This is a genomic window from Nonomuraea maheshkhaliensis (assembly GCF_039529435.1).
Lineage (GTDB): Bacteria > Actinomycetota > Actinomycetes > Streptosporangiales > Streptosporangiaceae > Nonomuraea > Nonomuraea maheshkhaliensis.
In genome coordinates this window covers 63,721-85,536 of the sequence record NZ_BAAAMU010000016.1, presented here as the reverse complement: position 1 = coordinate 85,536, position 21,816 = coordinate 63,721, and the positions used below count along the sequence as shown (strand labels likewise).

At 69.5% G+C, this 21,816-nt stretch carries 23 protein-coding genes; 14 read left to right on the top strand and 9 right to left on the bottom strand.

The window, feature by feature from the left end; translation table 11 throughout:
* The first annotated feature begins 18 nt into the window (after positions 1-18).
* Genes ABFX54_RS13750 through ABFX54_RS13740 form a run of 3 tightly spaced genes read left to right on the top strand, consistent with a single transcriptional unit; the run spans position 19 to position 1,389 of the window.
* Positions 19-441, top strand: a complete 423-nt coding sequence (locus ABFX54_RS13750) for a roadblock/LC7 domain-containing protein (protein ID WP_106248327.1) — start codon at positions 19-21, stop codon at positions 439-441.
* Between the two features lie 26 nt (positions 442-467).
* Positions 468-830 carry a DUF742 domain-containing protein gene (locus tag ABFX54_RS13745; protein ID WP_106248329.1) on the top strand — a complete coding sequence of 121 codons (363 nt, stop codon included), beginning with the start codon at positions 468-470 and terminating at the stop codon, positions 828-830.
* Positions 811-1,389 (top strand): GTP-binding protein, encoded by a 579-nt coding sequence (locus tag ABFX54_RS13740; protein WP_346104744.1) that lies wholly within the window; start codon positions 811-813, stop codon positions 1,387-1,389. The genes ABFX54_RS13745 and ABFX54_RS13740 overlap by 20 nt, the downstream gene beginning before the upstream one ends.
* A gap of 64 nt (positions 1,390-1,453) precedes the next feature.
* Here ABFX54_RS13740 and ABFX54_RS13735 read toward each other — a convergent pair whose 3' ends face one another.
* Positions 1,454-2,224, bottom strand: coding sequence for a TetR/AcrR family transcriptional regulator (locus ABFX54_RS13735; RefSeq protein WP_346104742.1), 771 nt, complete (start codon positions 2,222-2,224; stop codon positions 1,454-1,456).
* A gap of 80 nt (positions 2,225-2,304) precedes the next feature.
* Between ABFX54_RS13735 and ABFX54_RS13730 the strand changes: the two genes are divergently transcribed.
* Positions 2,305-3,252, top strand: coding sequence for an ATP-binding cassette domain-containing protein (locus ABFX54_RS13730; RefSeq protein ID WP_346104740.1), 948 nt, complete (start codon positions 2,305-2,307; stop codon positions 3,250-3,252).
* A gap of 26 nt (positions 3,253-3,278) precedes the next feature.
* Complete coding sequence (locus ABFX54_RS13725) at positions 3,279-4,043, top strand: ABC transporter permease (RefSeq protein ID WP_346104828.1); 765 nt, start codon at positions 3,279-3,281, stop codon at positions 4,041-4,043.
* Position 4,044: 1 nt separating this feature from the next.
* On the opposite strand, the gene betA is transcribed toward ABFX54_RS13725, so the two are convergent.
* The 5 genes from betA to ABFX54_RS13700 all read right to left on the bottom strand — a co-directional run bounded on the left by betA (position 4,045) and on the right by ABFX54_RS13700 (position 10,640).
* A complete protein-coding gene (gene betA, locus ABFX54_RS13720) occupies positions 4,045-5,676 on the bottom strand; it encodes a choline dehydrogenase (protein ID WP_346104738.1) in 1,632 nt (543 codons plus the stop codon).
* Entirely contained in the window at positions 5,673-6,614 is a 942-nt protein-coding gene (locus ABFX54_RS13715; RefSeq protein WP_346104736.1) for an ABC transporter substrate-binding protein, read from the bottom strand. The genes betA and ABFX54_RS13715 overlap by 4 nt, the downstream gene beginning before the upstream one ends.
* Positions 6,615-6,670: 56 nt before the next feature.
* Positions 6,671-7,576 carry an ABC transporter substrate-binding protein gene (locus tag ABFX54_RS13710; RefSeq protein WP_346104734.1) on the bottom strand — a complete coding sequence of 302 codons (906 nt, stop codon included), beginning with the start codon at positions 7,574-7,576 and terminating at the stop codon, positions 6,671-6,673.
* Between the two features lie 65 nt (positions 7,577-7,641).
* The gene (locus ABFX54_RS13705) at positions 7,642-9,558 is read right to left on the bottom strand and encodes an ABC transporter permease (RefSeq protein ID WP_346104732.1); all 1,917 of its coding nucleotides are present in this window, start codon (positions 9,556-9,558) and stop codon (positions 7,642-7,644) included.
* Positions 9,555-10,640, bottom strand: a complete 1,086-nt coding sequence (locus ABFX54_RS13700; protein ID WP_346104730.1) for a quaternary amine ABC transporter ATP-binding protein — start codon at positions 10,638-10,640, stop codon at positions 9,555-9,557. The genes ABFX54_RS13705 and ABFX54_RS13700 overlap by 4 nt, the downstream gene beginning before the upstream one ends.
* Before the next feature lie 337 nt (positions 10,641-10,977).
* Here ABFX54_RS13700 and ABFX54_RS13695 point away from each other — a divergent pair, with 337 nt between their 5' ends.
* From ABFX54_RS13695 to ABFX54_RS13680, 4 genes are all read left to right on the top strand, one after another.
* The gene (locus ABFX54_RS13695) at positions 10,978-13,674 is read left to right on the top strand and encodes a sensor histidine kinase (protein WP_346104728.1); all 2,697 of its coding nucleotides are present in this window, start codon (positions 10,978-10,980) and stop codon (positions 13,672-13,674) included.
* Positions 13,671-14,093 carry a roadblock/LC7 domain-containing protein gene (locus ABFX54_RS13690; RefSeq protein WP_346104726.1) on the top strand — a complete coding sequence of 141 codons (423 nt, stop codon included), beginning with the start codon at positions 13,671-13,673 and terminating at the stop codon, positions 14,091-14,093. Before ABFX54_RS13695 ends, ABFX54_RS13690 begins: the two co-directional genes overlap by 4 nt.
* 66 nt (positions 14,094-14,159) lie before the next feature.
* Positions 14,160-14,474: a DUF742 domain-containing protein gene (locus tag ABFX54_RS13685; protein ID WP_245956310.1), complete on the top strand. Its 315-nt coding sequence runs from the start codon at positions 14,160-14,162 to the stop codon at positions 14,472-14,474.
* Entirely contained in the window at positions 14,455-15,021 is a 567-nt protein-coding gene (locus ABFX54_RS13680; RefSeq protein WP_346104724.1) for a GTP-binding protein, read from the top strand. Before ABFX54_RS13685 ends, ABFX54_RS13680 begins: the two co-directional genes overlap by 20 nt.
* A gap of 42 nt (positions 15,022-15,063) precedes the next feature.
* Here the strand turns inward: ABFX54_RS13680 and ABFX54_RS13675 are convergent, their stop codons facing one another.
* Both ABFX54_RS13675 and ABFX54_RS13670 read right to left on the bottom strand, forming a co-directional pair.
* Positions 15,064-16,023: an SIS domain-containing protein gene (locus ABFX54_RS13675; RefSeq protein ID WP_346104723.1), complete on the bottom strand. Its 960-nt coding sequence runs from the start codon at positions 16,021-16,023 to the stop codon at positions 15,064-15,066.
* On the bottom strand, positions 16,020-16,946 hold the full coding sequence (locus ABFX54_RS13670) for a hypothetical protein (RefSeq protein ID WP_346104721.1): 927 nt from the start codon (positions 16,944-16,946) through the stop codon (positions 16,020-16,022). The genes ABFX54_RS13675 and ABFX54_RS13670 overlap by 4 nt, the downstream gene beginning before the upstream one ends.
* Here ABFX54_RS13670 and ABFX54_RS13665 point away from each other — a divergent pair, their 5' ends adjacent.
* The 5 genes from ABFX54_RS13665 (at position 16,947) to ABFX54_RS13645 (ending at position 21,112) form a co-directional block, all read left to right on the top strand.
* Positions 16,947-17,150 carry a hypothetical protein gene (locus ABFX54_RS13665; RefSeq protein ID WP_346104719.1) on the top strand — a complete coding sequence of 68 codons (204 nt, stop codon included), beginning with the start codon at positions 16,947-16,949 and terminating at the stop codon, positions 17,148-17,150. It begins immediately after the preceding gene.
* A gap of 157 nt (positions 17,151-17,307) precedes the next feature.
* Positions 17,308-18,429, top strand: a complete 1,122-nt coding sequence (locus ABFX54_RS13660) for a polyamine ABC transporter substrate-binding protein (protein WP_346104718.1) — start codon at positions 17,308-17,310, stop codon at positions 18,427-18,429.
* Positions 18,430-18,467: 38 nt separating this feature from the next.
* On the top strand, positions 18,468-19,307 hold the full coding sequence (locus ABFX54_RS13655) for an ABC transporter permease (RefSeq protein WP_346104717.1): 840 nt from the start codon (positions 18,468-18,470) through the stop codon (positions 19,305-19,307).
* A complete protein-coding gene (locus ABFX54_RS13650; RefSeq protein ID WP_346104715.1) occupies positions 19,300-20,079 on the top strand; it encodes an ABC transporter permease in 780 nt (259 codons plus the stop codon). The genes ABFX54_RS13655 and ABFX54_RS13650 overlap by 8 nt, the downstream gene beginning before the upstream one ends.
* Positions 20,066-21,112 (top strand): ABC transporter ATP-binding protein, encoded by a 1,047-nt coding sequence (locus tag ABFX54_RS13645; protein WP_346104714.1) that lies wholly within the window; start codon positions 20,066-20,068, stop codon positions 21,110-21,112. The genes ABFX54_RS13650 and ABFX54_RS13645 overlap by 14 nt, the downstream gene beginning before the upstream one ends.
* On the opposite strand, the gene ABFX54_RS13640 is transcribed toward ABFX54_RS13645, so the two are convergent.
* Entirely contained in the window at positions 21,106-21,711 is a 606-nt protein-coding gene (locus tag ABFX54_RS13640) for a TetR/AcrR family transcriptional regulator (RefSeq protein ID WP_346104712.1), read from the bottom strand. The genes ABFX54_RS13645 and ABFX54_RS13640 overlap by 7 nt on opposite strands.
* Positions 21,712-21,816 lie beyond the last annotated feature (105 nt).

Sequence of the window (21,816 nt, the reverse complement as noted above, 5' to 3'; positions counted from 1 at the left end):
TCCCGCCGGGGAGGATGCGTGACAACCCTTAGCCACGAGGCGCACAAGTTCGACTGGCTGATCACCGACTTCGTGCGTAACACCCCAGGTGTCGCGCACGCCGTCGTCGTCTCGGCCGACGGGCTCTGCCTGGCCGCCTCGGAGGGCTTCCCGCCCGACCGGGCCGACCAGCTCGCCGCGGTCTCCGCGGGTCTGCTGAGCCTGACCGTGGGTGCGTCCAGGGTGTTCGAGGGCGGCGCGGTGACGCAGACCGTCGTCGAGATGCAGCGTGGCCTGCTGCTGGTGATGGCGATCAGCGACGGCTCGGTTCTGACGGTGCTGGCGGGTCCGGATTGTGACATGGGCCTCGTGGCGTACCAGATGACGTTGCTGGTAGACAGAGCGGGACAAGCGCTGACACCGGCCCTTCGTGCGGAGCTTCAGGCCGCCAGGTCCCGGTGATGTGATGGAACTGATGGGAGAGGGCCGTGTACGGCACTGACGGCACCGGGGACGAAGAGCCCCTGTTCCGTCCTTACGCGGTGACCGGCGGCCGTTCCGAGCCGCGTTATCACCTCGCCATGGAGACGTTGATCTCGTCCATGTCGATCCCGGACGACGAGATGGCCATGCTCACCCCCGAGCAAGAGGCCATCATGCAGCTGTGCAGGTCGTTCCGGTCGGTCGCCGAGATCTCGGCCCTGCTCCGCGTCCCGCTAGGTGTGGCCAGGGTGCTCGTGGCGGACATGTCCGACGAAGGGCTTGTCCGCCTGCACCAGCCACGCCTCAGCCAGGGACAACCAGACCTCAACATGCTCGAAAGGGTGCTCAGTGGACTACGCAGGCTCTAGCCCCGGCCTCACGTCGACGAAGATCGTCGTCGCGGGCGGGTTCGGCGTCGGGAAGACGACGTTCGTGGGGGCGGTGTCCGAGATCCTCCCGCTCACCACGGAAGCCGTGATGACCGACGCGTCCGCGGGCATCGACGACCTGGGCATGACGCCGAACAAGCAGACCACGACCGTGGCGATGGACTTCGGCCGCCTGTCGCTCGACCGTGACCTGATCCTCTACCTGTTCGGCACCCCCGGCCAGCACCGGTTCTGGTTCATGTGGGACGACCTCGTCCGCGGCGCGATCGGCGCCGTGGTGCTGCTCGACACGCGCCGCCTGGCCGACAGCTTTCCCGCCATCGACTACTTCGAAGAGGCCAAGCTGCCGTTCGTCATCGGGGTCAACGGCTGGGACGGGCAGTTCCCGCACTCCGACGGCGAGGTCAGGGAGGCGCTCGCGCTCTCGCCGCACGTTCCGATCGTGCGCACCGACGCCCGCAGCCGCGAGTCGGTCAAGGCGACGCTGATCTCCCTGGTGGAGCACGTCGTACGCCTGCGCGCGGCCCCCGTGCGCTAGCCCGCCGGGTCGCGGACGCCGGCTCGCGACGTCGGGCCGAGGTTTTGGACGCCGGTCCGCCGCGTCAGGATGAGGTCGCGCGGCGGTTGATCAAAGCCTCGATGCCGTCGAGCACGCGCTCCAGCCCGAACTCGAAGGCGTGCTCGGGGCTGTAGGCGGCGTTGAACGCCTCGCCCGCCGACTGCCCGACCCTGGAGGCCACGGGATAGCGCCCGGCGTCGGCGATGCGGCTGAGGAAGGGCGCGTGCGCGGCCCACCACTGCTCGTCGGTCTGCCCGGTCACGCTCTCCGCCTGCGCGGCCTCCACCGCGCCCCTGGCCGCCCCGTGCACGAAGCCGGTGACCAGCGTGATCACCGAGTCCATCTCCACGTCCGTCAGGCCGATGCCGTCCACGGCGCGCAACTCGTAGTCGTACTTGGCCGTCACGTTGGGCCCGAGCGGGGGACGGCTCGCCGCCACCTGGAGCAGCCAGGGATGGCGCAGGTAGAGGGCCCAGTTCTCCCTGGCGATCCGGTCGAGCGCGCCCCGCCAGTCGCCGGGCACGTGCTCCGGCCTGGCCGTCTCGCCGTACACCGTGTCGAGCATGACGTCGAACAGCTCCGGCTTGCCCGGCACGTACGTGTAGAGCGACATCGTCCCCACGCCCAGCCGCTCGGCCACGCGGCGCATGGACAGCGCCTGGAGGCCCTCGGCGTCGGCCACCTCGATGGCGGCGCGCACGATGCGATCGACGTTCAGCTCCGGCCTGCCCTTGCGGCTGGCCCGCTCGCTGGTGCGCCAGAGCAGCGCCAGGCTGCGCGCCGGGTCGCCTTTTCCGGAGTACTCGACTGTCACCCTCGTACGGTACACCGTACGGTTGCCGTCCTCCACCGTATGGCGTACGGTACAGCGTACGCTATCGACGGGAGGCGGCATTGTCAGCGGTATGGGCGCGCGACCTGCGCAAGACGTACGGCGAGCACGCGGCGCTGGACGGCATCGACTTCGACGTGGGCCAGGGCACGGTGCACGGCCTGCTCGGCCCCAACGGCGCGGGCAAGACCACGACCGTCCGCGTCCTCACCACGCTCCTGCGCCCCACCGGCGGGCGCGCCGAGGTGGCCGGCTACGACGTCGTCCGGCAGCCCCGCCAGGTGCGCCGCAGCATCGGACTGGTCGGCCAGCACGCCGCGGTGGACGAGATCCTGACCGGCCGGCAGAACCTGGAGCTGTTCGGCCGCCTCTATCACCTGAGCTCCGCCGAGGCGCGGGCCAGGGCGGGGGAGCTGCTGGAGCGCTTCGGCCTGGAGCACGAGGGGCCGGCCAAGGAGTACTCGGGCGGCATGCGGCGCCGGCTCGACCTCGCGGCCGGTCTGATCCTGGCGCCGCCCGTGCTGTTCCTCGACGAGCCCACCACGGGCCTCGACCCGCGCAGCCGCGCGGAGATCTGGCGGGCCGTGCGCGACCTGGTCGCCGGCGGCACCACGGTGCTGCTGACCACCCAGTACCTGGAGGAGGCCGATCACCTGGCCGACCGGATCTCCGTGATCGACGCGGGCCGGGTGGTGGCCGAGGGCACGCCGGACGAGCTCAAGGCCCGGCTCGGCGGCGACCGGCTCGACGTGGTGATCCGCGACCCGGAACGGCTGGCCCAGGCCGCCGAGATCGTCGGCCGCGCGGCGTCAGGGACTGTGGAAGGTGCGGTGGAGGCGGATCCCGACACCCGGCATGTGAGCGTGCCGGTGCGCGAGCGTGTCCAGGCGCTCACGGAGGTCCTGGTGGCGCTGTCGGCGGCCGGGATCGAGGTCGAGGACGTGACGGTACGCCGCCCGACCCTCGACGAGGTCTTCCTGAGCCTGACCGCCGGAGGTGAGGGGAAGTGAACGCGATCTCGCTGCGCTGGGCTCTGATGGACGGCTGGTCGGTGGCCCGCAGGGACCTGATCCACTGGGCCAACCAGCCCATGACGGTGGTGTTCGGGGTGGTCTTCCCCGTGGTCATCACGCTGGCCTTCGGCTACCTGTTCGGCGGCGCGGTCAAGGTGCCCGAGGGGGCCGATTACTTCGCCTTCCTCATGCCCGGCATGTACGGCATGACGATGCTCTTCGGCCTGAGCGCCACCATGATCGCCGTAGCCACGGACGCTTCGAAGGGCGTCACCGACCGCTTCCGCTCCATGCCCATGGCGCCCTCGGCCGTCCTGATCGGCCGGGCCGTCGCCGACCTGCTCAACTCCGTCCTCGTCCTGGCCGGACTGCTGGCCTGCGGGCTGGCGGTCGGCTGGCGCCCGGCCACGTTCTCCGGCGCGCTCGGCGCGGTGGGCCTGCTGCTGCTCCTGCGTTTCTCGCTGCTGTGGGCCGGGATGTACCTGGGGCTGCTCACCAGGGATCCCGGCGCGGTGGTGGCGGTGCAGACCCTTGAGTTCCCGATCGGCTTCCTGTCCAACGCCTTCGTCGCCCCGGACACGATGCCGGGCTGGCTGGGGGCGGTCGCGGAGTGGAACCCGCTGTCGTCCACGGTGGCGGCGGCCAGGCAGCTGTTCGGCAACCCGGGCTGGGGCGGCGACTCCTGGGTGGCGCAGCACGCGGTGCTGATGGCCGTGGTGTGGCCGCTCGTCATCACGGCGCTGTTCTTCGCCCTGTCCGTCCGCCGGTACCAGCGTCTCGACCGGTGAACTACGCCTGCCCGTGGCGGTAGAAGGCGACCGGCTCCGGCGGCAGGGGCGTGTTGCCGAGGATGAGGTCGGCGGACTTCTCGGCCAGCATCATCACCGGCGCGTAGATGTTGCCGTTGGTCACGTACGGCATGGCCGAGGCGTCCACCACGCGCAGCCCGTCCAGGCCGTGCACCCGCATGCTCTGCGGGTCGAGCACCGACATCTCGTCGGTGCCCATCCGGCAGGTGCACGACGGGTGCAGGGCGGTCTCGCCGTCCTTGGCCACCCAGGCCAGGATCTCCTCGTCCGTACGTACGTCGGGCCCCGGTGACAGCTCGCCCCCGTCCAGATCCGCCCAGGCGGGCTGGGACAGGATGGCCCTGGCGTGCCTGATCGCCTCCACCCACTCGCGCCGGTCCTGCTCGGTGGACAGGTAGTTGAAGCGCAGGGCCGGTTTGCGGCGGGGATCGGCGGAGAGGACGCGCACCGAGCCGCGCGCGTCGGAGTACATCGGGCCGATGTGCACCTGGTAGCCGTGGCCGCCGGCCGGGGCCGAGCCGTCGTAGCGGACGGCGATCGGCAGGAAGTGGAACATCAGGTTGGGGTAGGCGACATCGTCGTTGGAGCGGATGAAGCCCCCGGCCTCGAAGTGGTTGGTGGCCCCTGGGCCGCGCCGGCGGAAGAGCCAGTCGGCGCCGATGAAGGGACGGCGCCACATGGCCAGCGAGGGCTGCTGCGAGACCGGCTGCGTGCAGGCGTGCTGGATGTAGACCTCCAGGTGGTCCTGGAGGTTCTCCCCGACGCCGGGCAGGTCGTGCACCATCTCGATGCCCAGGGGCTCCAGCAGGGCGCGTGGGCCGACCCCGGAGAGCTGGAGGAGCTGCGGGGTGTTGATCGCCCCGCCGCACAGGATGACCTCCCCGGCCTCGATGCGCTCGCCGTCGCACAGGACGCCGGTGGCGCGGGTGCCGTCGAAGAGCACCTTCTCCACGAAGGCGCGGGTCCTGACGGTCAGGTTGGGACGGCGGCGCACCGGGTGGAGGTAGGCGCGGGCGGCGCTGAGCCGGCGGCCGCGGTGGATGTTGCGGTCGAAGGCGGCGAAGCCCTCCTGGCGGTAGCCGTTCACGTCGTCGGTCAGGGGGTGCCCGGCCTGCTGGACCGCCTCGAAGAACGCCTCGAACAGCGGCCCGCGCGCGGGACCGCGCTCCAGCTTGAGCGGGCCCTCACCGCCGCGGAACTCGGTGCCGGGGCCGGCCAGGCAGTTCTCCATCTTCTTGAAGTACGGCAGGCAGTGGGCGTAGTCCCAGTCCTTCATGCCGGGATCCCCGGCCCAGCGCTCGTAGTCGAGCGGGTTGCCGCGCTGGAAGATCATCCCGTTGATGCTGCTCGAACCGCCCAGCACCTTGCCGCGGGCATGGTAGACGCGCCGGCCGTTCATGTGGGGCTCGGGCTCGGACTCGTACTTCCAGTCGTAGAAGCGGCTGCCGATGGGGAACATCAGCGCGGCCGGCATGTGGATGAACACGTCCCACAGGGAGTCGGCCCGGCCGGCCTCCAGCACCAGCACCGAGGTCGAGGGATCGGCGCTGAGCCGGTTGGCCAGGGCGCAGCCGGCCGAGCCGCCGCCTACGATGACGAAGTCGAACCTCAACGGGGAATCCAGTCCTTCCACACGATCTTGTTCTCGTCGACCCACCGCTCGGCGGCCTCTTCGGCGCTCATCTTCTCGTTGATCATGTCGCTGGCCACGGCGTTCTGGTCGTCGTTGGTCCAGTTGAAGTTGCGGACGAACTCGTAGGCCTTCCCGCCGGTCTCGGCGAACCGCCTGCTGACGATCTTGTCCAGCAGGTACGGCGGATAGTCGCAGGCCACCTTCGCCGCCGTGTCGTCGCAGCCCACCGCGTAGGGAGGCAGCGAGACCTTGACGAGCCGGATCTTGGTGAACAGCCATTGCGGTTCGTAGAAATACATGAGCAGCGGCGTCCGGTTCTTCGTCGCCTCCTGCGCGGCCTTGATCAACGCGGCCTCGCTCCCGGAGTAGACGACCTTGTAATTCAGTCCGAGGTTCTTGATGATGGCCTCGTCATTCGTCACGAAGGTCGGATCGCCGTCCAGAACCTGTCCGGCGGTGCCGGTTTTCTCGGTCCGGAAAAGGCTAGAGTATTTATTGAGGTTTCGGTAGTCCGTAATGCCGGGATACCTTTTGGCCATCCACTCGGGGATGTACCAGCCGATGACCCCTTTGTTCCCCGTGAGGCCCGCCGACAGTGCGACCTTCTTCTGCTCGATGTAGGTCTTCTTCAAGTCGTTGTGACCCCAGCTCTCCACGATCACGTCGACCTTGCCGGATTCGAAATCCTTCCAGGACTGGTCCTCTTTCACGGGACGCTTGTTGACCTTGTAGCCCAGCTCCCGCTCCAGCAGGTGCGCCATGACGGCGGCCTGGGCCTCGTAGCCCGCCCAGGCGTGGATGTCGATGTTGACCGTCCCCTTGGCCTGGGCGGCGGTCTCGGGCTCGGCCCCCGAGCAGGCCGTCAGGAGCAGGATCCCGGCGAGGGGCGCGGCGGCGAGCTTCTTGGTTCGCATCATCAGAGGTCTCCGGGAACGCGCGGCCCCAGGGGCGGGGCCGCGCGGTCATGACGGGGTCACTTGGGGATCCAGGCCTGCCACTTCGCGGGGTTGGCCTCGATCCACTTCTTGGCGGCTTCCTCGCCGGTCATGCCGTTGTTGGTCATGTCGTTGGCCACGGCGTTCTGGTCCTCGTTGGTCCAGGTGAAGTTCTTGACCAGCTCGTACGCCTTCCCGCCGGTCTGCGCGAACTTCGTGCTGACGATCTTGTCGAGGTCCATCTCCGGGTAGTCGCAGGCGACCTTCTTGGGATCCGCGTCGCAGCCCTCGGTGTAGGCGGGCAGGTTGACGCGGACCAGGTCGACCTTGTCGAAGATCCAGTGCGGCGTCCAGAAGTAGAACAGCAGCGCCTTCTTCTGCTCCTGCGCCTGCGTGGCCGACTTCAGCAGGGCCGCCTCGCTGCCGCCCGTGACCACCTTGAAGTTCAGCTTGAGGTTCTTGACCAGGGCCTCGTCGTTGGTGACGTAGCTGGGGTCGCCGTCGAGGAGCTGGCCCTTGCCGCCCGACTCCGAGGTCTTGAACAGGTCGGCGTACTTGTTCAGGTTCTTGTAGTCGGTGATGTCCGGGTACTTGTCGGCCATCCACTTGGGCACGTACCAGCCGATGATGCCCTTGTTGCCGGTCGAGCCGGCCTCCTGCGCCGTCTTCTTCTCCTCGATGAACTGCTTCTTCAGGTCGGGGTGACCCCAGTTCTCGATGATGACGTCGACGTCGCCGGTCTCGAAGCCCTCCCAGGCCAGCTGCTCCTTGATCTCGGGCAGCTCGACGTTGTAGTTGAGCTCGTTCTTCAGCAGGTACGCGACGACGTTCGCGCTGGCCTCGTACCCCACCCAGGGGTTGATCGCGATCTTCACGGTGCCCGCGGAGGCAGCGCTGGTGGCGCCGGCCTGCGGGGCGGCGGTGCTGGTCGAACTGCTGTCCACCGTTGCTCCGCCGCAGCCCGCGGCAGCGAACGCAACGGCCATCAGGCCTGCGAACAGGCGAATCTTCATGTGAGCTTCCTCTTTCGGGGGGAAGGGCGTCTGTCGGCGCCCTGCGTGATGCGGTCGAGCATGACTCCGAGCAGGACGGTCGCGACGCCGGCCACGAAGCCCATGCCGAAGTCGCTCCGCTGGGAGAAACCGACGACCACGTCGTAACCGAGCGCCCCCGCCCCGACCAGCCCACCGACGACGACCATGGCGAGCGTCATCACGATGCCCTGGTTGGCCGCGAGCAGGATCGCCCGCCTGGCCATCGGGAGCTGCACCTTCCACAGGAGCTGGGCCGAGGTCGAGCCGGCGGAGGCCGCGGCCTCCACGACGGTCGGGGGCACGGCCCTGATCCCGTCCTCGACCAGGCGCACCACGGGGGGAACGGCGTAGATGATCGAGGCGAAGATGGCGGTGAAGCGGGTGGTCTCGAACAGCGCCAGCGCCGGCAGCAGGTACACGAACGCCGGCATGGTCTGGGCGGCGTCCAGCACGGGCCGCTGAACGGCCGAGTAGCGCGGCGAGCGGGCCGCGGCCACCCCGAGCACGAGGCCGATGAGCAGGGTGACCAGCACCGCGACGGCGACCGTGGTCATCGTCTGCATGGCGTGCTCCCAGACGCCGAGCAGCGCGATGGCGAGCAGACAGCCCAGCGCCGTCAGCGCGGGGCCGGCGCCGCTCACCCGCCAGGCGACCAGCAGCACCGCGAGCGCGATCAGCCACCAGGGGGCCGAGGTGAGCAGCGACTCCAGCGGGTTGAGCAGGACGGCGGAGGTGACGTCCTTGATCCACGTCGTCACGCCGAACCAGTTCGTCTCGGCCCAGCGGACGATGTCGTTGACCTCGGAGACGACGTTGACGGTGAGGCTCTCCGGCCACGTCGCGGGCAGCACGGGGATGAGCGCGAGCCCGGCGGCGGCCAGCACGCCCGCCCCGGCCAGGCCGGCGCGGCCGATCCTGGCGTGCGGGTCGCGGCGGGCCACCGCCATCAGCATCCGGTCCAGCACCACCGCCATGATCACGACGGCGACGCCGGCCGGCAGCATGATGCCGACCTGCGCGCGCGACAGTCCTCGGATGATGTCGCCGCCCAACCCGGGGGCTGAGATCAGGTTGGCGATGACGACCATGGACAGCGCCATCATGACCGTCTGGTTGACCGCCAGCGCCATCGTGGACCTGGCCAGCGGCAGGTAGACCTTGAACAGCGTCTGCGCGCGCGTGGCGCCGAGCGAGGTGGACGCCTCGACGGCGGTGGGGGAGACCCCCGAGATGGCCAGGGCGGTGATGCGGATCGCGGGCGGGATCGAGTAGATCATCGTGGCGATGGCCCCGGCGGGCGCGCCGATGTGGAAGAACAGCGCGAGCGGCGCAAGGTACGCGAACGTCGGCATGATCTGCATGACGTCCAGCATCGGGGTGATCGCCCGGCGGGCGCGGGCGGAGAGCCCGGCCCAGACGCCGATCGGGACGCCGATCGCCAGTGACAGCAGCACCGCCACCGCGACCAGGGCCAGCGTGTCGACGCTCGACTGCCACAGCCCCAGCACGCCGAACGCGCTCACGCCGGCGACCGCGAGCAGCGCGATCCGCCAGCCGCCCGCCAGCCACGCCAGCGCGCCCATGACCCCGGTGATGCCGGGCCAGCCGAGGGCGTACAGGGCGGTCTGGAACACGCCGTAGAGCAGGCCCACGAAGAGCCGGATGTAGTTGAGGAAGTACAGGAAGAGCGGGTTGTCGTTGCGGTGGTCGTCGATCCACTCGCGCAGCTCGGTGACGGCCAGGAACTGCGGCGCCTCCTTGTCGTGCGGGAGCGTGCCCGTGCCCTGGAAGACCAGGTACGCCACCACGAACAGCAGCGCCACGCCCGCCGGCGCCGCCCACTTCGGCAGGCCGAGCCTGGCGGAGGGCGTGGGGACGGCCGTGGAGCTCATGCCCCCGCCTTCGCGCCCGTGCCCGCGCCTGTGCCCGCGTTCGCGCCTACGTCCTGGCCGGCCAGGAAGCCGAGCAGGTCCACCTGGTCCACCACGCCGACCAGCTCGTCGCCGTCCACCACCCTGATCGGCTGGGCGGAGGTCGACGACACGCCGATCGCGTCCTTGATCACCGTGGTCACCGGCAGCACCGGCCCGTCCAGCGGCTCGCCGCGCTCGGGAGGGCGGCAGATCCAGCGCAGGGTCAGCACGTGACTCCTGGGCACGTCGCGCACGAAGTCGGCCACGTAGTCGTCTGCCGGCGCGCCCACCAGCTCCTCGGCCGTGCCGAGCTGCACGATCGAGCCGGCCCGCATGATCGCGATCCGCTCGCCCAGCTTGAGCGCCTCGGACAGGTCGTGGGTGATGAAGACCATCGTCTTGCCGACCTCGCGGTGCAGCCGGATCACCTCGGCCTGCATGTCGCGCCTGATCAGCGGGTCGAGCGCGCTGAACGGCTCGTCGAACAGCATCACCTGCGGCTCCACGGCCAGCGCGCGGGCCAGGCCGACCCGCTGCTGCATGCCGCCGGAGAGCTGGTCGGGATAGGCGTCGGCGTAGCCGTCGAGGCCGACCAGCGAGAGGATCTCCCCGGCCCGCGCGTGCCTGGCGGCCTTGGCGGTGCCCTGGATCTCCAGCCCGTAGGCGACGTTGTCGATCACCTTGCGATGCGGCAGCAGGCCGAAGTGCTGGAAGACCATGCTGACCTGGTGCCGGCGGATCTCACGGAGCCGGGCGGGCGAGGCGGCGCGGATGTCCTCGCCGCCGATCGTGATCCGGCCCGCGGTCGGCTCGATGAGCCGGGTCAGGCAGCGCACCAGGGTGGACTTGCCGCTGCCCGACAGGCCCATGACCACGAAGACCTCGCCGGGGCGGACCTCGAAGCCCACGTCCCTGACGGCGGCGGTGCAGCCGGTCTTCTCCCTCAGCGCGGCGGGTTCGAGATGCTTGTCCTCGCTGTCCAGGACTTTCTCCGCCCTGGGTCCGAAGATCTTCCAAAGGCCCGCAACGGTGATAGCCGCGTTGTCGGGAGAATCTCCCACACTCGCCTCCTCGTTATGACGTCGCTCAACATATGTCGGGAATAGCGAGATTCTCAACGCTGTGACCTTCTGGAGATCTTCGTGCGCCTCGCACGTTACTCGCTGGAACGGACCAATCGCCCAGAAGCGGACATTTATTCTGTTAAAGGTTTATTTCGTGCTGCAGACGCTTCCATCATGGAGTGCCAGGTTCTATCCTCATCAGTCACGCGAGCTAACTTTTGTCGCGTTATGTTGCCTTGGCCACGAGCCTTAGGATGTGTTGCAATAACCGGCAACTTGATTTCTCCCACGGCACACACTCCTCATATACGCCGATTCGGGCGAGGTGCGTTCGGTGACTACAGAGCGGGGCGTCAAGCACGCCGGCGACGGCGGCTGGCGGCTGGGCAATTGGCGCGTCCGAGCACGTCTCGTGGCCCTCATCATGGTGCCCACCGCCGCGGCCGTGCTGCTCGGCGGCGTCCAGGTGCTCTCCTCGACCGCCGCGGCCGCCGACTACGCGCGCACGAACCAGTTCGCCCGTCTCTCCGCCGAACTCGGCGGCCTCACCCACCTCATCTCCGGCGAGCGGGCGCGGACCTCCTGGTACATCGCGCGTAACCGGCCGGCCGACGGCCTGGCCGAGGTCAAGGCGCAGATGGACCAGGTGGACCTGGAGGCCGGGCAGGTGCGCGGCATCGCCCAGCAGCTCCTGACCGACTCCACCGGCCGCACCGCCGACCAGCTGGAGAGCCTGCTCAACCGGCTGAACGACCTGACCTCCCTGCGCGCGCAGGCGCTGGAGGCCAACCTGCTGCCCGGCCCCGCCGTCGAGCTCTACACCACGGTCGTCAACGACCTGCTCTCCGTGCACAACGAGCTGGTCAAGGGCAGCGTGGACGACGAGCTCTTCCGCCAGACGCGCATGCTCGACGGGCTCGCCCGCGCGAAGGAGAGCCTGTCCTACCAGCAGGCGCTGGTCACCGTCGTCCTCGCCGAGGGCGCGTTCGACCAGGAGCAGCTCAAGCGCTTCCTGGGCGAGCAGTCCAGGGAGCAGAACGAGCGCAGGGGATTCGCCGCCGAGGCCACCGCCGAGGAGCGCCGTTTCTTCGACGAGAACGTCAACGGCAGGCCCGCCGACCGCATGCTCTTCCTGCGCGAGCTGGTGCTGATCAGAGCCACCAGGGGTCTGCCGCTGCGCGGGCTCGACCAGTCCGCGCCCGACGACGCCAAGGAGTGGTTCGACGCGACCAACGTGGTCGTCGACGCCATGCGCCAGGTCGAGGAGCGCCAGGCGGAGGGCATCGTCCGGCGCAGCGAGGCGCTGAGCGCCGACGAGCGGCAGCAGGCCATCGTGACCGCCGTCGCCGTGCTCGCCCTGCTCGTGATCGTGCTGCTCATCACCACCGGTGTGGCCCGATCCCTGGTACGCCCCCTGCGCCGCCTGCGCGGCGAGGCCCTGGAGATCGCCGGCAAGCGGCTCCCCGACTTCGTCCAGCACCTGCGCGAGTCGCGCGACGGCGTGGTCACCGCCGAGGTGCCGCCCATCGGCATCTTCTCCAAAGACGAGGTCGGCGAGGTCGCGCGCGCCTTCGACGAGGTGCACCGCGAGGCCGTCCGGCTGGCCGGCGACGAGGCCAAGCTGCGCTCCAACGTCAACGCCATGTTCGTCAACCTGTCCAGGCGCAGCCAGACGCTGGTCGAGCGGCAGCTCACGCTGATCGAGAAGCTGGAGCGCGGCGAGCGCGACGACACCAGGCTCGGCGACCTGTTCAAGCTCGACCACCTGGCCACCCGCATGCGCCGCAACAGCGAGAACCTGCTCGTCCTGGCCGGCCAGGAGGCCGCGCGGAAGTGGAGCGAGCCGGTCGAGCTGATGGATATCGTGCGGGCGGCGCTGGGCGAGGTCGAGAGCTACGACCGGGTCAGCATCCAGGTCGAGTCGGACGTCGCCATCGCCGGGCAGGCCGTCACCGACGTGGTCCACCTGCTCGCCGAGCTGGTCGAGAACGCGGTCTCGTTCTCCTCGCGCGACACCAAGGTCATCATCTCCAGCAGCCGCATCGACGGCGGCAGCCTGATGCTGTCGGTCACCGACCAGGGCATCGGCATGAGCCAGGAGGAACTGGCCGAGGTCAACTGGCGCCTGGCCAACCCGCCCGTGGTCGACGTCTCCGTCTCGCGGCGCATGGGCCTGTTCGTGGTCGGCCGGCTGGCGCTGCGGCACCAGATCCGGGTGCAGCTGCGCCGTCAGGACATCGGCGGCCTGACCGCGATGGTGCTGGTCCCGCCCCGGCTGCTCACCGCCGTGCCCGGTCCGGTGCCCGGCGCGGGGCAGCGTCTCCAGGCGCCCAGGCAGGTCAACCGGCCCACGCCGTCGTACGCCCCGCCGTACTCCTCCTCGCCCGCCGGCCCGCCATCGGGTCATTCGTCGGGCCATCCGTCGTTCGACACCGGCGGCGCGCCCGAGCCGTCGTCCTGGTTCACCTCCTCGCGCACGTCCATGAGCGGATCGCTCTCCTTCGACTCGGCGTCCTTCGACGCGGCCTCCTTCGACTCAGCCTCCTTCGACTCGACGTTCGGCCCGGGCGGCCCGGGTGGGCCGGGTGGGCCGGGTGGGCCGCGGTCGTCGTTCGCCGAGCCGGCGCCGCCCGCCTCGTCCTACCCCGACCAGGCCACGCCGGCGACGTCGTTCCCGCCGCCCCCTGCGCCGGCCAAGGACGAGTTCCTGCCGATCTTCGCCTCCGTCGAGGAGAGCAGCTGGTTCAGCAGGTCGGCGCCGACGGCAGACCGCCGCGAGGAGTCCTGGTCCTCACCCGCCGACCAGGGGTGGCAGGCCGCGGGAGCGGCCGCGGAGCCCGTGCAGAGCGGCACCACGAACTCCGGCTTGCCGAAGCGCACGCCACGAGCGAATCTGGTACCGGGCGCCGCCAGCCCGCAGCCGCCGCCCGTTCCCGCCGCTCCGGTGTCCCCTGACCGGTTGCGCAGCAGGCTGGCCAGCTACCAGCAGGGCGTGCGCAAAGGACGCGCCGAGCTCCAGGAGGACTCATGAAGGAGTTGAGTCAGGCCGCCAGAGACATCAACTGGCTGGTCAGCCGCTTCGTCGAAGAGGTCCCGGGCGTGGCGCACGCCGTCGTGGTCTCCGCGGACGGCCTGCCGATGGCCTTCTCCCGGGGGTTTCCGAAAGACCGTGCCGACCAGCTCGCCGCCATCGCGGCCGGGCTGGTGAGCCTCACCCAGGGGTCGGCCCGCGTGTTCGAGGGCGGCGGGGTCACCCAGACCCTCGTCGAGATGGAACGCGGCCTGCTGCTGGTGATGTCGATCAGCGACGGTTCCTGTCTGGCGGTGCTGGCCGCACCCGACTGCGACATGGGCTTGGTCGCCTACCAGATGACGATCCTGGTCGAGCGTGCGGGGCAGGTGCTGACGCCTGCCGTGAGGGCGGAGCTCTCCGCAGCGCGTCCGTGGTGATGGGAGTGAACCGTGGCATCGTGGCACAACGGGGAGCCGGAGCCCGAGCGAAGTTCGCTCGTCCGGATGTACGCCGTGACCGGAGGCCGGACCGCTCCGCGCACGGCGCTGGCCATGGAGGCACTGGTATCGTCGGCCACCTCGGCGCAGCTCGGCACGACCTACACGCGCGAATATCGCGCGATCAGTGAGCTGTGCCGGCAGGTGCGGTCCGTGGCGGAGATCTCCGCGCTGCTCAGCGTGCCCCTCGGAGTGGCTCGGGTGCTCGTCGCCGACATGGAGGCGGATGGGCTGGTCAAGGTGTACCAGCCGCAGCTAGAGGCAGGTTTGCCCGACAGGGGCCTGCTCGAAAGGGTATTAAGTGGACTTCGCAGGCTCTAGCCGGCTCACTTCCACGAAGATCGTCGTGGCCGGCGGGTTCGGCGTGGGCAAGACCACGTTCGTGGGCTCCGTGTCCGAGATCATGCCGCTCACGACGGAGGCGGTCATGACGGACGCGTCGGAGGGCATCGACGACCTCGGGCACACTCCGGGCAAGACCACCACGACCGTGGCCATGGACTTCGGGCGGCTCTCGCTCGACCAGGACCTGATCCTCTATCTCTTCGGCACCCCTGGCCAGCACCGGTTCTGGTTCATGTGGGACGACCTCGTCCGCGGGGCCATCGGGGCCGTGGTGCTGGTCGACTCGCGGCGGCTGGCCGACAGCTTCGCCGCGGTCGACTACTTCGAGAACTCCGGGATCCCGTTCGTCATCGGGCTCAACGGCTGGAACGGAGAGTTCCCGCACATCGAGAGCGAGGTGCGGGAGGCGCTCACGCTCTCGGCCCACGTGCCGATCGTGCGCACGGACGCGCGGGTCCGGCCGGCGGTCAAGCAGACGCTGATCACGCTGGTCGAACACGCGCTGACCGTACGCACCGGTTGAGCGGCCCGGCCAGGCCGCCGAAACGGGCCTGCAGGGCCGGGTCTATTGGGCCGACCACCAGTAGGCGGCCACCAGTTCGGCCACCAGCGTCTCCGTGAGCAGGGCGACGTCCGGGTCGTCGTCGTGGACGTACCTGATCGCCGCCGCGGCGTCCTTCACCTCGCCGCCGACGGCGATCACCGTGGACCCGCGCTCGCGCACCCAGTCCATGGCCTGCCCGTCGTAACGGGAGCCGGGGAAGAGCAGGGCGCGGTAGTCGAGCGTCTTGGTGAGGTAGACGTCCACGTGCGACCAGTCGCCGCTCTCGCAGGCGTCGGCGGGGCGGCGCGGGCCCTCGCGGAACATCAGCGCCGACTGCTCCGCCGACGACAGCCGCTCGGCCGGGGCGATCGTGTAGACGCCGTGCGGGCCGTCCAGCAGCTCCATGGTCAGGGGCAGCCACTCGTCCCTGCGCTCCAGCAGGTCGGCCGACGCCTGCGCCGCCCGTTCGAGCAGGGCGGGCAGGTCGCGGTCACGGCCGGTGAGCCTGGACTCCAGCGCCAGCAGCAGGGCCAGCGTGTGCTGGAACGTGCGGCAGGCGACGCCGCCGCGCTCCTCCCCGGCGTGCAGGTCGACCACCAGGTCCGCGGCGGCGGCGAGGGGCGAGCCGGGGGAGTTGGTGAACGCGGCCAGGCGGGCCTGGCCGCCCGCGTACGCGACGACGGCGTCGAGGGTCTCCCTGCTGGAGCCCGTGGCCGAGATGGGCACGACCAGGGTGCCCTCGGCCGGTGGCAGGCTCGCCGCGGCGGAGGAGTACTCGGCATGGGCGAACACGCCGGCGGCGCGAAGCCGCAGCGCGGCGACGCCGGCGCCGTAGCGTGAGCTGCCCATGCCGAGGAACAGCACCCGGTCGATGCCCGCCGGCAGGCCCGCGAACGGGTCCTCGGCGCGCAGCCGGCCGGCCAGCGCCGTCAGCGCCTCCGGCTTGGACTCCAGGTCGGACAGGTAGAGCTCGGCGTTCACGCGGTGTTCTCCTCGGGGTACCAGGTGCGCAGGACGCCCATCGGGGCGTAGCGCCATCGGGGAAGGTGCCGGGCGGCGTAGATCAGCTCGCGGCACTCCTGCTCCACCTCGAACGGGCGGATCAGGCTCTCGTCGAGCAAGTCTGCCCTGCCCTCCTCGGCCAGCCGGCGCCGGTAGGCGGTGAGCAGGGTGGCGCGGGCCCGCTCCGCCCAGGCGGCGGCGCGGGCGGGCGGCGTGGACCTTCTCTTGATCGCCACCTGCGCCACGTGGTCGAGGCTCGTGGTCAGCTGGGCCACGTCCCTGGCGGCCGGCTGGTACGGCGCGGCGTCGGCGACGGTCGGGTTGCCGTCGAAGTCGATCACCGCGTACCCGTCGCGCCAGCGCAGGATCTGGCCCACGTGCAGGTCGCCGTGGATCCTGATCAGCGGGGAGCCGGCGGGGGCCCGCTCCAGCGCGGCCAGCTCCCGTCTCATGGCGCCGGCCCTGGCGGCCAGCCACGCGCCGTCAGCGCCAGCGGTCAGGGCGAGCGCTTCGGTCAGCGCGCTCTCAGCCCTGGCGGCAAGATCCTCCCCCTTGGCCTCCCCATCGGACAGGGCGGGGAGAGTGGACAGGGCGAGGTGCAGGCCGGCCGCGAGCCGGCCGAGCTCGGTGGCGAAGCCGGTCCGACCGTGCTCCGCCTCGTCCACGCACCACTCCCAGCCGTCCCTGGCCTCGGGCAGATAGCCGGTCACCAACGCCAGCAGGTGCTCGCGTCCGTCCACCACACCTGTCAGAGCCGCGTAAGGGGGAGCCGTGTCGTTGAATCCCGCCTCAACGAGGTGCGCGAGGAGCTCCGGCGTCGGGTGGGGCAGCGGCGCGGGAGGCGTCAGCCACTTCACCACGATCCGCTCGTCCACCACCACCGAGTAGTTCGTCTGGTCCACATGGTCACCGAAATCACGCTCACCTGGGGCCCCAGTGTGGAGATCTTCAAGACCGTACGAGAGGCTGGGGAGCGGGAGGAAGCGCCGCACGGCGAACGGCGGCGGCACCTCCCCCTCCAGCCGCAGAAGGAGCGCGGCGGTGAGCCCGCGATCTCGGGCGGTGAGTGGCTTCTCACCGAGAGAGATCAAGCGATGGCGTATTGAATCCCAATTCAACTGGTAGACCAAACTTCCAGGTAGCAATGTCATCAAAAGTCTTGCCCATGTTGATTTCTGCTGCAACACTCCTGGTCTGGTCGGCTGTGTCCGGTAAGGTCGCGCGACCCCTCTTCCCATACAAATTGCAGAAGGAGTAGCGGCCGTGTCCCGTACCCGGTTCACCCGTCGTCTCCCGGCCGCCGTCGCGGTGGCCGGTCTCGCGCTTGCCGTCGCGGCGTGCGGCGGTGAGTCGTCGTCAAGCTCAGATGGCACGACGGTAGCGGCGGCCGACCAGCTCAAGCCCGACGCGGACCTGTCGAAGCAGTCCCTGCAGATCACCGTATGGGACGGTTACACGCCCAAGGAGCTGCCCCAGCGGGTGAAGGAGAAGCTCAAGGTCCAGGACATGAAGGTCGCGCTGCACGCCACCAACGAAGAGGCGATGAACAAGCTCACCGCCCAGGGCGACAGCGGCATCGACGTGGCCTTCGTGTCCGGCCAGTACGCCCAGGCGCTCAACGCCCAGGGCCTGCTGGAGCCGATCCACCCCGAGCTGATCCCCAACCTGGCCAACCTCTACCCCGAGGCCACCCAGCTCTCCTACGACAAGGGCAACAAGTACTCCGTCCCCTACACCTGGGGCACCACCGGCATCTGCTACCGCACCGACCTGGTGAAGAGCAAGCCGGCCAGTTGGAACGATCTCCTCAAGCCCCCGGCCTGGGCCGAGAAGAAGGTCACGATGATGACCACCGAGCGCTGGCTGGCGCTGCCCGCGCTCAAGTCGCTCGGCTACTCGGTCAACACCGACAAGGACGAGGAGATCGCCAAGGCCCGCGAGCTGCTCATGGCCCAGAAGCCCCACCTGCTCACCTACGACGACACCACGTTCGGTGACAAGCTGGTCAGCGGCGAGGCCGTGATGGTCGAGGCGTGGGACGGCTGGTGCCCGACCACCGACCCCAAGGGCAACATCGCGTTCGCGGTGCCGAAGGAGGGCAGCGACCTCTGGGTGGACACCATGGTGATCATGAAGTCCTCCAAGAACAAGGAGGCCGCGCACGCCCTGATCAACTACATCCTCGACCCCGCGATCCACAGCTGGGCGGCCGAGAACATCAACTACAAGGTCCCCAACAAGGCGGCCATGGAGAAGGTGAAGATCGCCAAGGGCTCGCTGCTCGACATCCCGCCGTCCCAGCTGCTGGACGGTGAGTCGATCATCGACCTGGGCGCCGCCTCGACCAAGTACACCCGCCTGTCGGCCGACGTTTCGGCGAAGTAGTTGTCGTTGTAGTGAAGTCAGAGGTCAATGCCCGGCCGGTGTCCCGTTCGAGAGGGCGCCGGCTGGGCGCGTTCGTGTTCCTGACGCCAGGGCTGACGTACCTGGTCGTGCTGCTGCTGGTGCCGCTGGCGCTGGTGCTGAGCTACACGGTCTTCCAGCGCGGGCGCTTCGGCGGGGTGGTCTACGAGTTCACGGCCGAGAACTTCGAACGGCTGATCGACCCGCTCTACCTGAACGTGGTCATCGAGTCGCTGACGATCGCGGCGACAACCACCGTGATCGCGCTCCTGGTCGGCTATCCGACGGCGTACCTGATCGCCCAGCTTCCGCGGAAGTGGAAGACGATCGCGCTGGTCGCGATCGTGCTGCCGTTCTGGACGAACTTCATCATCCGCGTCTACGCCTGGATCATCCTGCTGAGCGGGCCCGGGCTGGTCAACAGCGGGCTGAAGGTGTTCGGGATCGAGCCGCTCGAACTGCTCTACAACGAGGGCGCGATCGTGGCGGGGCTGGTGTACTCGTACCTGCCGCTGATGGTGCTGCCGCTGTTCGCCGCGATCGAGAAGCTCGACCCGCAGCTCAGGGAGGCCTCGGCCAACCTGGGCGCCTCCGGCCTGACCACCTTCAGGAAGGTCACGCTGCCGCTCACGGTGCCGGGCGTGCTGACCGGGAGCCTGTTCGTGTTCGTGCCCAGCTTCGGCAACTTCGTCATCCCCGAGCTGCTCGGGGGCAGCAAGTCGCTGATGGTGGGCAACCTGATCAGGCAGCAGTTCCTGTCGGCGCGCGACTGGCCGTTCGGCTCGACGCTGGCGCTGGCGCTCATCGCGGTGCTGCTCGTGCTGCTCGTCGCGCAGGCGTGGGTGGCGCGCCGTGCGTAGATCCAGGCTCCTGTACGTCCCCTTCTGGGCCACGTACGTCTTCCTCTACGCGCCGATCGTCGTGCTCGTCGTCATGTCGTTCAACGCCGGCGAGTCCGCGTACACCTACGAGGGCTTCAGCCTCAAGTGGTACGGCGAGCTGGCCGGCGACGAACGGATCATGAACGGCGTGGTCAACACGCTGATCGTGGCCGTCGGGTCGACCGTGATCGCCACGGTGCTCGGCACGCTGCTGGCCGTCGGCCTGGCCAGGTACACCAGGTCCAAGCTGCTCGACGCGGTCTCGCTGATGCCCGCCGTGCTGCCCGACCTGGTGCTGGCCATCGGGCTGCTGGTCTTCTACGGGATGATCCAGCTCACGCTCGGCCTGTACTCGGTGATCCTGGCCCACGGCGTGTTCGCGATGGCGTTCGTGGCGGCGGTGGTCCGGACCCGGCTGTCGGGCGCGGACACCTCGCTGGAGGAGGCTTCGCGCGACCTGGGCGCCGGGCCGGTGGTGACGTTCATCAGGATCACGCTGCCGCAGCTCGCGCCGGGGATCGTGGCCGGGGCGCTGCTGGCGTTCACGCTGTCGCTGGACGAGTTCGTCATCGCCTTCTTCACGATCGGCAACGCCGAGCCGACGCTGCCGATCGTCATCTACTCAATGATCCGTTTCGGGGTCACCCCGAAGATCAACGCCCTGGCCGCGATCCTGCTGCTCGTGAGCTTCACGGCGGTGATCGCCGGGCAGCGACTGACCAAGATCGGGGAGTCTCGTGCTCAAGATTGACGGTGTCTCCCGCAGGTTCGGGAACGTCACCGCGCTCGACGGTGTGTCACTGGAGATCGGCCAGGGGGAGTTCTTCGCCCTGCTCGGCCCCTCCGGCTGCGGCAAGACCACGCTGCTGCGCATCATCGCCGGCTTCGAGACGCCGGACGCGGGCGCCGTGACGCTCGACGGCGACGACCTGCTGTCCCTGCAGCCGAACCGGCGGCCGATCAGCCTCATGTTCCAGTCGTACGCGCTGTTCCCGCACATGACCGTGGCCAAGAACGTGGCCTACGGCCTGGAGCGCGAGCGGCTGCCCCGGCAGGAGGTCAGGCGGCGCGTCGGCGAGGTGCTGGAGACGGTCGGCCTGTCCGCGCACGCCTCCCGCAAGCCCGCCCAGCTCTCCGGCGGCCAGCGCCAGCGCGTCGCGCTGGCGCGTTCCATCGTCAAGCGGCCCCGGCTGCTGCTGCTCGACGAGCCGCTGTCGGCCCTGGACAAGAAGGTCCGCGCGGACATGCAGCTGGAGCTCAAGCGCCTGCAGCACGAGGTGGGCATCACGTTCGTGGTCGTCACGCACGACCAGGAGGAGGCCATGTCGCTGGCCGACCGCATCGCCGTCTTCGACAACGGCAGGGTCTGCCAGGTGGACGAGCCGATCGCCCTGTACGAGCGCCCACGCTCGCCCTTCGTGGCCGACTTCGTCGGCGCCAACAACCTCTTCCCCGGCGTGGCAGGGCCCGGCGGGATCGAGAGCGAGACGTTCGGCACCCTGGCAGGCACGCCGCTGACGGAGCTGGAGCCGGGCGCGGCGGCGCTGCTGGCCGTCCGGCCGGAGAGCATCGAGCTGGCCGACGAGAACGCGGCCAGGGGCCTTGCCGGCAGCGTCCTCGACGTCAGCTTCTACGGCGGCGTCTCACACGTCTCCGTGGACGTCCCAGGCCGGGCCAAGCCGGTCCTCGCCGCCGTCCAGGGCGCCGCCACGGTGAGCGCGGGCGCCAAGGTCAAGGTGCGCTGGGACGCCGGGGACGCGGTCGTCATGGCGGCCGGTCAGTGAGCCAGGTCGTTGCCCGTGGCCGCGCGGGCGTAGGACAGGATCAGCTCGTTCGCCTCGTCGGGACCGATCACCGGATGCCTGGCCGTGATGCGGTAGCCGTAGGCGTCCTCCAGGGCCACGAGGTTGCGCGCGATCGTCAGCGAGTCGGCGCTCAGCCGGAACACGCCGAGCGCCGCACCCGTGTCCAGGATCGCCTGGTACATCGACACCTGACGGTCGTAGAGAGAGGTGAGCAGCACGCCGTAGACCCGGTTGCGGCCCGCGGCGCCGCCGAGCTCGTTGAGCAGGCGCACGTCGGGGTCGAGCGAGCCGGTCGGCAGCCCCGACCTGATCGTGACCACCAGCTTCTCGACGGGGTCGGTGAGCGTGGCGAGCTGACGCAGGCGTTGCTCGTAGAAGCGCTCCATGCCCGCGTGCTGCGCCTCGACCAGCAGCTCGCTGAGGTCGGGGTAGTGGTAGAGCACGGCGCCCGAGGTCAGGCCAGCCTCCTCGGCGACGTGCGAGAGCTGTACACCGTCTATGCCGTGGCGGATGATGGCCCTGCGCGCGGCCTCGATCAAGTCGATGCGCCGATCGCTGCGGCTCTTACGCTGCGCCACCCTCACCACCCTCACTCTTCGCATGATGTTCAGTTAGCCGTGACCATAGTGCACGTAACTCGACCCTCACGCCAGATCCATTTTTGAATTCACCTTCAAAATGAC